The following is a 13,960-nucleotide window of genomic DNA, read 5'->3' on the forward strand; positions in this document are numbered from 1 at the left end:
ATGACTAATGACAACCGTCTCTAGTCACTTATATGCTTAGGGAAAAAACGCCCCAAATTTCCCCACAATTTGATACCCTAGCTTAAACAGATTTGAGTAAAGTTAAAGCGTGGAAATTCAACTTGGGCGGGGAAAAACAGCTCGCAGAGCTTACGGAATAGATGAAATTGCTCTAGCCCCTGGTAATAGAACGCTAGACCCCAGTTTGGCAGATACTAAGTGGCGTATTGGCAATATTGAGCGAGAAATCCCGATCATTGCTAGTGCTATGGATGGCGTAGTAGATGTTCGTATGGCTGTACGTTTGTCACAGTTAGGAGCATTAGGTGTCCTCAACTTAGAGGGTATTCAAACTCGCTATGCCGACCCAGAGCCAATATTAGATCGGATTACCTCTGTGGGAAAAGATGAATTTGTTGCCCTCATGCAAGAACTCTATGCCGAGCCAATAAAGCCGGAATTAATTGAACAACGTATTCAGGAAATTAAACAACAAGGTGGCATTGCAGCGGTGAGTGCAACTCCAGCCGGTGCAAGTAAATACGGTGAGGCAGTGGCAAAAGCTGGGGCAGATTTATTTTTTGTCCAGGCTACGGTAGTTTCTACTGCACATCTGTCACCAGAGTCTTTAGTACCACTCGATTTAGCAGAATTTTGTCGTTCCATGCCCATTCCCGTGGTGTTGGGGAATTGCGTCACTTACGAAGTCACGTTGAATTTGTTGAAAGCTGGGGCGGCTGGGGTACTGGTGGGAATTGGACCTGGTGCGGCTTGTACTTCTCGTGGGGTATTGGGTGTAGGTGTGCCACAGGCAACTGCGATCGCAGATTGTGCCGCAGCACGAGATGATTACTATAACGAAACTGGCAACTATATTCCCATTATTGCTGATGGCGGTTTAATCACCGGTGGCGACATTTGCAAATGTATCGCCTGTGGCGCTGATGGTGTGATGATTGGCTCCCCCTTTGCCAGAGCCGCAGAAGCCCCTGGAAGAGGTTATCATTGGGGTATGGCGACTCCTAGCCCAGTTTTGCCCCGTGGCACCCGCATTCGCGTTGCCACCACTGGTAGCCTAGAGCAAATACTCATTGGTCCAGCAGGACTAGATGATGGTACTCACAATCTTTTAGGAGCCTTAAAGACCAGCATGGGTACTTTAGGAGCCAAAAATATTAAAGAAATGCAGCAAGTGGAAGTTGTGATTGCACCTTCTTTATTAACCGAGGGTAAAGTTTACCAAAAAGCTCAACAATTAGGTATGGGGAAATAGAATTGGGGCATAGGGCATAGGGCATAGGGCATGGGTTATTAATTCTTCTTCCCCTGCTCTCCCTGCCTCCCCTGCTCTCTACTCCCCACTCCCAAATTCTTCAATAATTTTTCCAGCCCCTAAACAATTGCTGGAAAAATCCGATATGTCGCTTACAATAGAGATAGCGGAGACGCATGTTTCCGTTCACTCCTCACACCACACTCCGCCCGGACTACTGTTCGGGCGGTTCCTTATGTTTGTAAATAAAATAAGAGAGCTTCTTTGCAAATGTACATCCTCGCACTCCCAAGCTAAGGTTTTTGCTATGGTAGAATTTTCACCAAGTTCAGATATTATTGGCGAAGGTTTTAGGCATGTCAACAGCCGCACAAGTTACCGATTCTAGTTTCAAGCAAGAAGTACTCGACAGCGATGTACCAGTTTTAGTTGACTTTTGGGCACCCTGGTGCGGACCATGCCGTATGGTAGCTCCTGTTGTCGATGAAATCTCCGAACAGTACAAAGGTCAAATAAAGGTCGTAAAAGTCAACACAGATGAAAATCCGAATGTTGCTAGTCAGTACGGCATCCGCAGCATTCCCACATTAATGATTTTTAAGGGTGGGCAAAAAGTGGATATGGTGGTCGGCGCTGTGCCTAAAACTACATTAGCTTCCACTCTCGAAAAGCATCTTTGAAACTCAATCGGTAATAAAATCCTCTTGAGTTATCCATTTTGTTCTAACTTTAAGTTAATTTTCATAAACAAGTTTGAGAGCCGCGAATTTCTCGTTTCTCAAACTTGTTTACATTTGTATACAGTTTTTAAATATTTTAGCGAGAGTTCTACAAGCCCTTTTTTGACTTCTCCCCCAACCCCTCTTGGACACAGAGAGGGGAGGCAAAACCCTAGTTTGTGGTTGCTCCTCCCTTTCCTCGTGGGAGAGGGAGGGGTTCATCGAACTCGCGTTATTTTAGAAGTTTTCTAGCTCAAAAACAACTCCCTAATTCCCGTACTACCAATTTCCACCGCTAGCGCCGCCAACAGAAAACCCAAAAGTTGAGTCACAATTACTCCACCTTCTGCACCAATCCACTGGTCAATCAGATTTGCTAAACGCAAAATCAACCAAGTCATAAACATTGCCCCTAAGATACCCACTACCACAGCAATATGCGGACTTTGTGATTTCGACATCAGCAACATTACCGTCGTCAAAGTCCCGGGCCCTGCTAGCAGCGGTAAAGCTAGTGGAGTAATTGCGACATCGCGTCCTTCTTCAAGAATTGGCTGGTCTAATTCTCCCCGCAGCATTTGCAAAGCAATTAACAGCAACAATATTCCTCCTGCTATTTGCAAAGAGCCGATACTGATTTCCAAGTAATTTAAAATTATTTGCCCTGCAAAGGCAAATAGCAAAAGAACTACGATCGCAATGATAATTGCTTTATCTATAACTTTGTTTCTTTGGTCTGGCATCATGCCCTTAGTCAAAACTAAAACAATCGGTATATTGCCCACAGCATCCGCCAAGACAAACACAGCGATAAATGTTTGAATGAGAATAGAAATATCCACAGTAGACAGTTTTTATCAAGGTTTGATCGCAATCTAATCTTTATCTTGCTCAGTTTACTACAACCCAGAGGAAGATTAAGATCGGCAATAAAACAAGTCTGTTAAAGAAAATCTTGGCTGATGAATTTCTAATGAAGTTCCACAGATTTGGAAGTAGCGATATATTTTGATAATCTATCTTCCATAAATCAACTATTCATTGTTGAATCTATGAAGTCTTATTTAGCCGCCGCTATTCAATTGACCAGTGTGCCCGATTTACACAAAAATTTGGCGCAGGCAGAAGAATTAATAGAGCTTGCCGTGCGTCAAGGTGCTGAATTGGTAGGTTTGCCAGAAAACTTTTCTTATATGGGAGAAGAAAAAGATAAACTCGCACAAGGTGATGCGATCGCTCTTGAAAGTGAAAAATTTCTCAAAAAAATGGCTCAACGCTTTCAAATTACCATCTTGGGCGGCAGCTTTCCACTTCCTGTAGATAATACAGGCAAAGTTTATAACACTACTCTACTCATCGACCCTAGCGGTCAAGAGCTTGCGCGTTACTACAAAGTCCACCTATTTGATGTTAATGTCCCTGACGGCAACACCTATCGCGAATCCAGCACGGTTGTGGCTGGTACGCAATTACCCCCCGTCCATTTCTCAGAAAAACTCGGTAATTTAGGGCTTTCTATTTGTTATGATGTCCGCTTCCCGGAACTGTATCGTCATCTGGCAGATAAGGGAGCCGATATTATCTTTATTCCTGCCGCTTTTACCGCCTTTACAGGTAAAGACCACTGGCAAGTACTACTACAAGCCAGAGCCATCGAAAATACTGCCTACGTCATTGCTCCCGCCCAAACGGGGAATAACTACGCCCGTCGTCTAACCCACGGTCACGCGGTCATTATCGACCCTTGGGGTGTCATTTTAGCCGATGCGGGAGAAAAACCAGGAATTGCGATCGCAGAAATCAAGCCCACTAGGCTAGAGCAAGTCCGGCGTCAAATGCCATCTTTACAGCATCGCGTGTTCTAAGGAGTAGAGAGCAGGGGAGGCAGGGGAGGCAGGGGAGCAGAGGAGCAGGGGAGTGAGGGAGTGAGAGACAAGAATTAATAACCAATGTCCAATGCCCAATACCCAATACCCAATACCCAATGCCCCATTCCCTATTTTCCATTCCCAACCCTGATGAATAAAACAAAAAACCGGGTGTTTACCCGGTTTCTGACAACATTAAAATCCTCAGTTTTTTAGCAGCATAGTTTTTCTATGCTGCTATTTATTTGCTGTCAAAATTAAACTTTAGCAGCTGATTTGGTAATAACGTTAAGTTCACCTTTAGCATACTTAGCAGCAAAATCTTCCAAAGAAATTTGCTTAATCTTGCTTGCATTGCCAGCTGTGCCAAATTGCTGATAGCGTTCAGCACAAACCTTTTGCATGTATGTAATGGAAGGCTTGAGGAAGTGACGGGGATCAAACTCCTCTGGCTTTTTAGCCAAAGCTTCACGTACAGCAGCAGTAATAGCCAAACGGTTGTCGGTGTCGATGTTTACTTTACGTACACCACTCTTGATGCCTTTTTGGATTTCTTCTACAGGTACACCGTAGGTTTCAGGAATTGCACCACCATATTGGTTAATCAGTGCAAGCAAATCTTCAGGCACAGAAGAAGAACCGTGCATTACCAAGTGGGTGTTAGGCAAACGGCGGTGAATTTCTTCAATGCGGCTGATAGCCAAAATTTCGCCAGTCGGCTTGCGAGTAAACTTGTAAGCACCGTGGCTTGTGCCAATGGCAACAGCCAAAGCATCTACTTGAGTTGCTTCTACGAAGTCAACAGCTTCATCGGGGTCGGTTAGCAATTGGGAGTGGTCGAGTGTACCTTCAAACCCGTGACCATCTTCAGCTTCACCAGCACCAGTTTCTAGAGAACCCAAACAACCGAGTTCACCTTCAACGCTGACACCCAGAGCATGAGCTACATTTACAACTTCGCGGGTAACACTAACGTTGTACTCGAAGCTAGCGGGAGTTTTCGCATCAGCTTCTAAAGAACCATCCATCATCACGCTGGTGAAGTTGTTCTTAATTGCTGAGTAGCAGGTAGCAGGCGCATTACCATGATCTTGGTGCATGACAATGGGAATCTGAGGATAGGTTTCTACCGCTGCCAAAATCAGGTGGCGGAGAAAGTTTTCTCCTGCATAATTACGAGCGCCGCGTGAAGCTTGTAAAATTACGGGGCTATCTGTCTCGACAGCAGCTTTCAGGATCGCCTGAATCTGCTCCAAATTGTTAACGTTGAAAGCTGGGATGCCGTAACCGTTTTCAGCTGCGTGATCCAACAGCAGCCGCAGTGGTACAAGCGCCATAGATAGTCCTCCTAATGTGGTTGTCAGCTAGTCGGTCTGAGAGAAGCGTAATCATTACGCTAAATCTTAAGAGTTTTTTCAACTTACTTATAGGAAATTATAACTAGTGTGGTGTATCTATGTTGAAAAACTTTACGCCATAGTTATTATAAATATGTTCTATACTTGTTCTCTACTGCTGTACTATGCCCTATAGTTGCTCTGTACTGCTGTACATTTAGCTACCCTAGAATTAGTAGCTCTAGTAGCTTATTACCCCAAATGCTTCTTTGTGCAATTACAAAGAGGAGCGATCGCTTCTTTACATCCTTACTTTACAACATCATTTAATAAACTTCAGATATATGGGTCGCCCGGGATTCGAACCCGGAACTAATCGGTTAAAAGCCGAGTACTCTACCGTTGAGTTAGCGACCCTTTCGCTGCATTTCGCAACTTTGCCATCATAGCATAGACATCTGTAGATTTGTAAAGGGGTTTAGAAAAAATTGGCAGTAAACCTTACAGATGCTGTGTGGCTAGCTCCTGGTGCTAACACAGTCAGGTTATCGCCAGTATTGAGAGAGTTACGAGTGGCACTCCACGGTTCTATACAGTAGAATTCTTTGCCTTTGACTGTCCAAAATACTAGGTAGGTAGAGAAATTATCATAATCCAAAGTGAGTTTTAACTTCCGGCTGCGGTCTATTGCAGTGGCCGATTGACTTGTTAGCTGTCCAAAGGCAAAATCAATTTCATCACGGCTAAAGTCAAAATTGCCGTCAAAAAAGTGAATTTCTTTAGTTTGATTATCTTGATACTGCTTAGAAGGAATTTCCACCTCTAACTGAGTTTTATCACCACACAGAAAGTAGGGATGAAAACCAGCCGAAAAGGGCATTGGTCTAGATGACAAGTTTTTATACTGCTGGCGGACTTCTAGGGTATTACCTTGAAGTTCGTAGGTGAAAGCCAGCTGAAAATCAAAAGGATAAACTGCCTTGGTTTGCTCGTTGCTATTCAGAACGACAGTGAGACTAGCTTTATCTTTAGTTTCTTGTTCTGTTACTTTCCACGGCAATTCACGAGCGAAACCGTGTTGCTTGAGAGTATATTTTTGACCGTTGTAAATGTAAGTATTATCTGGTAGATTACCACAAATAGGAAACAAAATTGGATTCCCACCTCTGACACTCAACTCAGGATGAGTAAAACGTTCAGTATCTAGGTAGAAAACTTCTTGCCCTTGAATGCGCCAACGGCTTATGATACCGCCGCGTTCTGGTACGACTTCCAACTGAGAACCAGCGCCTTCGTCAGAAAGAATGTAGGTCTTGTACTGTTGCTGTTGAACTGCAATGCTAAACACAAGTTTTAGTCCTGGGTATATGGATAGTTAGAAGTTAGGAGTTGTGAGTTAGGAGTTAAAAATTCATAACTCTTAACTTTTAACTCCTAACTCCTAATTTGTTATTCGTCTTCTGCAAACACGAAACGATATAACTCGCTGGGGTCTGGTTCGGGGCTGCTTTCGGCGAATTTAACTGCTTCGTCGATTACATCCTGAATTTTACGATCGATTGCTTTAATTTCTCCCTCATCCGCCAGGTTTTGCTCAACCAAATAAGCTGCCAACTTCTTAATTGGGTCGCGGGCGAACCAAAATTCTTTTTCTGCTTTGCTCCGCATTTCATCTGGGTCAGCCAAGGAGTGACCCCGGAAGCGGTAGGTAAGCGCCTCAATTAATGTTGGCCCTTCACCTGCACGGGCACGGGCTACAGCTTCTTGAGCGACGGCTCGAACTGCTAGTACATCCATGCCATCTACTTCCACACCCACCATGTTAAATACGCTGGCTTTTTTATAAATCTCTGGCTGGGAAGTAGCGCGTTCGTGAGACATCCCAATGGCCCACTTATTATTTTCGACTACGAAAATAATTGGTAGTTTCCATAAAGCTGCCATATTTAGTGTCTCGAAAAACTGACCGTTATTAGCTGCACCATCGCCAAAAAAGCAAGCTGTCACTTGGTCAGCGTTTTTATCTCCCAGCACTTCGCGGCGATATTTGGTTTGAAAAGCTGCTCCAGCTGCTACAGGAATTCCCTCAGCCACAAAAGCATAGCCACCCAACAAGCGATGTTCGGCAGAAAACATGTGCATGGAACCACCGCGCCCTTTGCTGCAACCTGTGGCTTTACCAAATAATTCTGCCATTACCTCTTTTGCTGGTACACCGGCACTGAGAGCATGAACGTGGTCGCGGTAAGTACTACAAACGTAATCTTCACCCGGTCGCATTGACTGCACAACACCACTGCAAACCGCTTCTTGACCGTTGTACAAATGGACAAAACCAAACATTTTGCCTCTGTAGTACATTTCAGCGCACTTGTCTTCAAACAAGCGTCCTAATACCATATCCTCATACAACCGTAACCCTTCTTCTTTTGTAATTTGCGTAGTAGCAGGATTAAAAGTGGGTAAAGTACGCTCTTGAACCATTATTTTTGAGTATCCCTGTTGTACAACTTAAAGTTACGGTCTTAAATAAGTTGGTCTGATAACACCTCAGCTTTTAACAGGCTAGCGTTTGTAAGACTCAACAATCAAACTTTATTTATGCACCAAAAAACGGTCTTAGGGAATAGCTGAATTTTTAATTTTTGATTTTTAACTTTTCAGCTCATGCCCCGTGAGGATTTGACTCTAAGGGCAATATCTAGCGCTTTCGGTTTTCTCCCTCACTATTTCCCTTCACAGACTAGCAATCAAGATAGACTGCTTTCTGCATATCCATTAACAATTTAAAAAAAAGCAGGCAAAAATCTATAATACCGAAATAGGTAATTGTAATGAAGGGTAAATTATGATATAGTTTTTGTCTCCTGTTATCAGGGTAAAATCCCCAATAGTGGTATTTTTGTTACTGCTTGTGGGAAAGTACCAAAAAAATCAATCATCAATAGATTCTTCCAGCCACAACAATTATGCCGTGATTAAAAGCGGTAGTTGTGGTTTGTGGTATCGAAGGCTGATAATAGTTGTGTTAAACAAAAATACTAAGAATTAAAACAAACAATTGAGGCTTTCTAGGCGAAAGCAAAAAATTAGTACTAAAATGTGACTCAAAATTTCGGGAAGATACAAAACAAGTTGTTGCAATATACACTTGTAGAGTAAATTCTATACGGCATTTTTATGGCACGGTTTTACGGCCTGGAACGCTCTAGGTAAATTATGTTGATCGCGGTGCAGGGGAAGTAGGCTGTGCGAATTCCGCTAGATTACTACCGAATTTTAGGACTACCGTTAGCGGCAAGTGATGAACAATTGCGACAGGCATACAGCGATCGCATTGTACAATTGCCGCGACGTGAGTATTCTCAGGCAGCAATTTCTTCTCGTAAACAACTCATAGAAGAAGCTTACGTGGTTTTATCAGATCCAAAACAACGCAGTACCTACGATCATCTCTATCTTGCCCACGCCTACGATCCTGATAACCTTGCTGCTGCCGCAGTAGCACTGGAAAATCCTCCAGAAAGCACCAAAAGGGGTAGTGACACTCAGAGTTTGGGTATCGAAATTACTCAAGACGAATTAGTAGGTGCTTTATTAATTTTGCAAGAGTTGGGGGAATACGAACTTGTACTAAAACTAGGTCGTCCGTATCTGGTAAATAAAAATAATGCTACAAGTGCAAGAAAGGGTAATAATTTAGCAGAGGAAGAAATACACGAAAGTGCTGAATACCCAGATGTTGTTCTGACTGTCGCCCTTGCTTGTCTAGAATTAGGTCGCGAACAGTGGCAACAAGGTCATTATGAAAATGCCGCCATATCTTTAGAAACTGGTCAAGAACTGTTAGTACGCGAAGGGTTGTTCGCCAGTGTCCAGGCGGAAATTCAGGCGGATCTTTATAAATTGCGGCCATATCGAATTTTAGAATTGCTGGCACTACCTCAAGAAAAGACTGCCGAACGAAGCCAAGGTTTGGAATTATTACAAAATCTTTTAGAAGATCGTGGCGGGATTGATGGCACAAACAATGATGATTCTGGTTTAAACATAGATGACTTTCTACGATTTATTCAGCAGTTACGCAACCACTTAACAGTCGCCGAACAGCACAAGTTATTTGAAGCCCAAAGCAAACGTCCTTCTGCTGTTGCCACTTACTTAGCTGTTTATGCCTTAATAGCGCGGGGATTTGCTCAACGGCAACCTGCTTTAATTCGTCAAGCAAGGCAAATGCTCATGCGTCTGGCCAAACGCCAAGATGTACATTTAGAACAGTCGTTATGTGCTTTACTTTTGGGACAAACTGAAGAAGCAACTCGGGTTTTAGAACTTAGTCAGGAGTACGAAGCTTTAGCTTTTATTAGAGAAAAATCTCAAGACTCTCCAGATTTGTTACCAGGGCTATGTCTATATGCAGAACAGTGGTTGCAACACGAAGTATTTCCCCATTTTCGAGATTTAGCAAACCAGCAAGCTTTTCTAAAAGATTACTTTGCTAACCAACAGGTACAAGCTTATTTAGAAGCACTGCCAACGGATGCAGAAACAACTAATGAATGGGCTGTAATTAACCCCCAAAATTTTCCTCAGCCGCAGACAAATAATTCGCCTTTCCCTAAGAATTCAACTAGGACTCCAACGCAATTTAACCACAGCAGAACATCAACACCTGACCCAGATTTGCCAGACACATCAGAATATTCAAACTTTTCACCACCTATGTGGAATTCATCTGGAAGTGTAAAATCAGAGGTTCCTGCTGCTGAACGAACGAGCAGAGGCACAAAGGAGCATTTGAACGGTTCAGCTAAAAGTGCTACACCTGCTCCTAACCAAAAACGTCGGCAAAGGAGAAAACCGACTTCATCTCCTCCTATCCGAGAGCGTTTACCGGAGAATCGCCCCTATTCTCGTCGTCCTCGGCGGCGGCGAACTTTTGCTAACACCATTGAAGGAAAAACACGGCTGGTATGGAGAGTGTTTATTTCTTTAGTGAGTATTTTAGTTTTCTGGGTGTTAGCCACAACAGCTTTTGGATGGTTAAAAAATCTGTTTTTTCCGACACGACCTGCACCTGTTTCACAGTTGTTTCTACAAATAAATCAACCACCAATATCTATTCCTCCTCCAAATAGTCCACCACAAGGACTAGATGGCCCTTTAACAGATACTGCGGCAGAGGAAATCATTCGCACTTGGCTATCTACTAAAGCCGAAGCTTTAGGGCCGAATCATGAGATTGATAACTTAGAGCAGATTTTAACTGGTTCAGCTTTGTCTCAATGGCGGCTGATTGCTCAACAGGCTAGGTCTGACAACCGCTATCGCAAGTACGACCATAGCGTAAAGGTGGAATCTGTAGAGAAAATTGATTTATTCGCAGATCGTGCCGCAGTGGTAGCTACGGTGAAGGAAGCGACGCAGTTATATGAAAATGGTCAGTTTAAAAACTCTTCTAACGAGAATTTGCGAGTTCGGTATGATTTGATTCGACAACGAGGTAAATGGCGTATTCAGAGTACATCTGTTGTGAATCAGATAATTAGATAAGTTGGAATTTTTAGGTAATATAGGACTCCGATTTGATTTTTGAAAACATACTGAGACTGAAAAGCCCGTTTTTTCAGGGTTTTCTCTAAAATCTTGTTCAGAAATCAGGTAGGAGTCCTATATCTACGAAAAGCCAAATATTAAATTAATTAATCATCTCGATTGTTAAGGCACAAATCAACAAATGGTGTAAATACCATAGTCTTCTATTTCCAATTAAGTGATTTTGTGCGTGCTTTTGTTTTATCATTTATTTTCACAAAATAGTTGTGCTTTCCGTACACGAATCTGAACTTATATATACCTACTTGAGGAGCGTTAAAAAATCTAAAACCCGCCATGTCCAGTAACAATTTGTAGTTTCAGTAGTTCGAGTTTTAATCAAAATAGTTTTAATGGCTTTAGATATCAATTCTCTAATGCTTATGAAATAATATGGCTCACTTTAATGCTTTAGTTATAATTCCTTCAGATACAAATAATATTGAAGCCAAAGTTGAGGAACTTATGTATCCTTACTACTCCTATTTAGAGCTTGAACCCTATAAAGAATATTTAAGCACAGAAGAACTACAACAAGAAATAAACTACTTAAAAAGTCTAAATCAGCAAGAAATTGACAAATTAGCAGCATCTTGGGAAGTCAAGAGCAATGATTTAGAAAAGTTAGCCAAAATGAATCTAGAATGGTTTGAAGGAATGATAGACGGTGTAGACGAAAAGGGTGAATATAAAATATCAACTTACAATGTCCAAGGTAAATGGGATTGGTACAGATTTATAGAACAGGAAAGTTTTGAGTCAACAGAACCTATTTTTTACCCGTGTCAAGTTGATGAAATTCCTTCAGTAGTGCCTTATGCAATTATCACTCCAGATGGTCAATGGCATGAGTTAGGTATGGAGGCAGGATTAGAAGCCTTTGTTAAATATTTGAAGTCAGAAGTAGCATCTAGCGAAGACCAAATAAAGTGGAAACAAAAAGTTCAAGAAATAAAACTATATTACTCAAATTATTTGGCTATTGCCTTACACTGCCATGATTAATTAAGTGTTATTTCTGTACTAATTTTTTTGGATACGATAAAATTAGCTCTGGTACTACAGTTTCAAACCTAACATTATCCACTTCAACAGCATTCATTTCATTCGATTCAAAAAATGTTATGGCACATTAGAGGTTATTCCCCAGAACTTTCCAACACCGCTAACAAACTCTTCAACAGCAAATAAGCAGAAGTTCCTCCTGGATCTGGATGTCCGATACTCCGTTCCCCCAAGTAGCTAGCCCGTCCCTTTTTCGCTTGCATTGGTATAGTTTCCTGCAACCCTTTTTGGGCTGCTATTACAGCCTGTTGCATAGCTTCCAGCGTTCCCTTACTTTCTTCTACAGCTTGCCCAAAAGTGGCTACAGCCGGAGATAGCACATCCACCATCGTTTTGTCTCCTAGTTGCGCTTTACCACGTTGCAGCACGCCTTCTAAGCCTGCTTGCAGTAGTCCTAAAACATCTTGTTCTGTTAATTCTTGCTTACCAACTACTGCTGTACTGGCTCGTAAAAACCAAGTGCCATAAAGAGGGCCACTAGCACCGCCAATAGAAGAAATCAAAGTCATACTCACGGCTTTGAGAATGCTGCTGATATCCTTATCTGTAAGAGTTGGTAACTGAGCGCTTACTTTTTTGAAGCCGCGATCCATATTGATCCCGTGATCGGCATCTCCGATCGCAGCATCTAATTTTGTCAAATATGCTTTATTCTGCTCTATCTCGGTTGCATAAGCCTGCAACCATTGTAGTATCTGCGCTTGACTTAACATAATTCGTGAATTAGTCCCAACGCCAACTCGGCGTTTTTACTGGTGCATCCCATAAGCGGATCGTCTCATCATCTAATTTCAGCAGGGTAATGGAGCAACCTTGCATTTCTAGAGATGTGATGTAAGGGCCTATCAAGTTTCGCACAATTTGCAATCCTTGCTGTTCGCAGATTTGCGCGAGTTTACGGTAAACAATATATAGTTCCGAAATCGGAGTTCCACCCATACTATTAACAAAAGCTAATAAGCGATCGCCTTTGGCAAATGGTAGACTTGTTAGTTCTACATCTACCCATTCTCCTTTGTCTTCGTCCCATTCGCGGAGCGTGCGGGTGTATGCTGCATCTTCAATGAGCGATCGCGTTAAAATTTCGGTAATCTCGTCTACTGATTTGATATCTGTACGTTCTGTTCCTGGCTCACCGTGAATACCGATACCTAATTCCATTTCGCGATCGCTCAATTCAAATGTCGGCGTTCCATTCGCGGGCACTGTACAAGATGTTAGAGCAATTCCCATACTCCGCCCATTCAAATTTACTCGCCGACACAAATTTGCTATTTGCGGCAAATCATACCCTGCCTCAGCCGCCGCACCACAAATTTTTTCTGCCAGGATTGTTGTTCCTACACCTCGCCGTCCTTGGGTATAGAGACTATCTTTCACTGCTACGTCGTCATCAATCAAAATATTTAGCGATCGAATGCCCTCACTACGGGCTAACTCCGTTGCTATCTCAAAGTTCATCACATCGCCACTGTAATTTTTGACAATATAAAGGATACCAGAGCCTCCATCTACAAGCTTTGCTGCTTCTAGCATTTGGTCGGGAGTTGGTGAAGTGAAAACCTGACCAGGACAAGCTGCATCCAGCATTCCTTTGCCCACGAAGCCAGCGTGCATTGGTTCATGTCCACTGCCACCACCTGAAATAATTGCTACTTTACCGGGAATAGGTGCATTGGCTCGATAGACAAAGACAGGATCGTAGTTCAGTTTAATTAAATCGGAATGAGCCGCCGCCATACCTTCTAGACTTTCTTGCACAAAGTCTTCCGGTTTGTTGATCAGCTTTTTCATAATCCGTGTTTGGTTAAAAGGGTGCTAAAACCCAGGTTATAGCGCTTTTGGTTTGTATGCAATAGAGGCTGACCTCTCTCCTAAAAGGAGCAATGGTGTACACACAAGTCGAAAAAACTTCATCCACCAAAGATTTGCGGTGCGTTACGCTGGCTGACAAAGCTAAAACGCATTTGCTATTTCGACGAACTCATTTGCTATTTCGGCGAACTCATTTGTTATTTCGGCGAACTCATTTGTTATTTCGGCGAACTCATTTGTTATTTCGGCGAACTCATTTGCTATTTCGGCGAACTCATTTGCTATTTC

General features: G+C 42.6%; 12 protein-coding genes and 1 tRNA gene. 6 read left to right on the forward strand and 7 right to left on the reverse strand.

Annotated features, from left to right (window positions below):
* Window positions 1–109 precede the first annotated feature (109 nt).
* Together RM368_RS09630 and trxA are read left to right on the forward strand one after the other, a co-directional pair.
* Window positions 110–1,273 (forward strand): GuaB3 family IMP dehydrogenase-related protein, encoded by a 1,164-nt coding sequence (locus RM368_RS09630; protein ID WP_322670253.1) that lies wholly within the window; start codon window positions 110–112, stop codon window positions 1,271–1,273.
* Window positions 1,274–1,629: 356 nt separating this feature from the next.
* Window positions 1,630–1,953, forward strand: coding sequence for a thioredoxin (trxA, locus tag RM368_RS09635; RefSeq protein WP_104909616.1), 324 nt, complete (start codon window positions 1,630–1,632; stop codon window positions 1,951–1,953).
* A 287-nt stretch (window positions 1,954–2,240) separates the two neighbouring features.
* Here the strand turns inward: trxA and RM368_RS09640 are convergent, their stop codons facing one another.
* Window positions 2,241–2,834, reverse strand: coding sequence for a MarC family protein (locus RM368_RS09640; RefSeq protein WP_322693856.1), 594 nt, complete (start codon window positions 2,832–2,834; stop codon window positions 2,241–2,243).
* Window positions 2,835–3,044: 210 nt separating this feature from the next.
* On the opposite strand from RM368_RS09640, the gene RM368_RS09645 reads away from it, so the two are divergent.
* Window positions 3,045–3,857, forward strand: coding sequence for a carbon-nitrogen hydrolase family protein (locus RM368_RS09645; protein ID WP_322667744.1), 813 nt, complete (start codon window positions 3,045–3,047; stop codon window positions 3,855–3,857).
* Between the two features lie 260 nt (window positions 3,858–4,117).
* On the opposite strand, the gene fba is transcribed toward RM368_RS09645, so the two are convergent.
* From fba to pdhA, 4 genes are all read right to left on the reverse strand, one after another.
* Complete coding sequence (gene fba, locus RM368_RS09650) at window positions 4,118–5,197, reverse strand: class II fructose-bisphosphate aldolase (protein WP_322693857.1); 1,080 nt, start codon at window positions 5,195–5,197, stop codon at window positions 4,118–4,120.
* A 345-nt stretch (window positions 5,198–5,542) separates the two neighbouring features.
* A tRNA-Lys gene (locus RM368_RS09655) sits at window positions 5,543–5,614 on the reverse strand.
* Between the two features lie 61 nt (window positions 5,615–5,675).
* Window positions 5,676–6,545 carry an aldose epimerase gene (locus RM368_RS09660; RefSeq protein ID WP_322693858.1) on the reverse strand — a complete coding sequence of 290 codons (870 nt, stop codon included), beginning with the start codon at window positions 6,543–6,545 and terminating at the stop codon, window positions 5,676–5,678.
* Window positions 6,546–6,646: 101 nt separating this feature from the next.
* The gene (gene pdhA, locus RM368_RS09665; protein WP_322693859.1) at window positions 6,647–7,681 is read right to left on the reverse strand and encodes a pyruvate dehydrogenase (acetyl-transferring) E1 component subunit alpha; all 1,035 of its coding nucleotides are present in this window, start codon (window positions 7,679–7,681) and stop codon (window positions 6,647–6,649) included.
* 765 nt (window positions 7,682–8,446) lie between these two features.
* Here pdhA and RM368_RS09670 point away from each other — a divergent pair.
* Both RM368_RS09670 and RM368_RS09675 read left to right on the forward strand, forming a co-directional pair.
* The gene (locus RM368_RS09670) at window positions 8,447–10,750 is read left to right on the forward strand and encodes an IMS domain-containing protein (protein ID WP_322693860.1); all 2,304 of its coding nucleotides are present in this window, start codon (window positions 8,447–8,449) and stop codon (window positions 10,748–10,750) included.
* Between the two features lie 435 nt (window positions 10,751–11,185).
* Window positions 11,186–11,797 carry a hypothetical protein gene (locus RM368_RS09675; RefSeq protein WP_322693861.1) on the forward strand — a complete coding sequence of 204 codons (612 nt, stop codon included), beginning with the start codon at window positions 11,186–11,188 and terminating at the stop codon, window positions 11,795–11,797.
* A gap of 134 nt (window positions 11,798–11,931) precedes the next feature.
* Here RM368_RS09675 and dhaL read toward each other — a convergent pair whose 3' ends face one another.
* The gene (gene dhaL / locus RM368_RS09680; protein ID WP_322693862.1) at window positions 11,932–12,570 is read right to left on the reverse strand and encodes a dihydroxyacetone kinase subunit DhaL; all 639 of its coding nucleotides are present in this window, start codon (window positions 12,568–12,570) and stop codon (window positions 11,932–11,934) included.
* A 10-nt stretch (window positions 12,571–12,580) separates the two neighbouring features.
* Complete coding sequence (dhaK, locus tag RM368_RS09685; protein ID WP_322693863.1) at window positions 12,581–13,651, reverse strand: dihydroxyacetone kinase subunit DhaK; 1,071 nt, start codon at window positions 13,649–13,651, stop codon at window positions 12,581–12,583.
* A 92-nt stretch (window positions 13,652–13,743) separates the two neighbouring features.
* Here dhaK and RM368_RS09690 point away from each other — a divergent pair.
* Window positions 13,744–13,960: hypothetical protein (locus tag RM368_RS09690; RefSeq protein WP_322693864.1), on the forward strand; the 217-nt coding region annotated here is incomplete at its 3' end.

Source organism: Nostoc sp. DedSLP03 (assembly GCF_034530815.1).
GTDB lineage: Bacteria > Cyanobacteriota > Cyanobacteriia > Cyanobacteriales > Nostocaceae > Nostoc.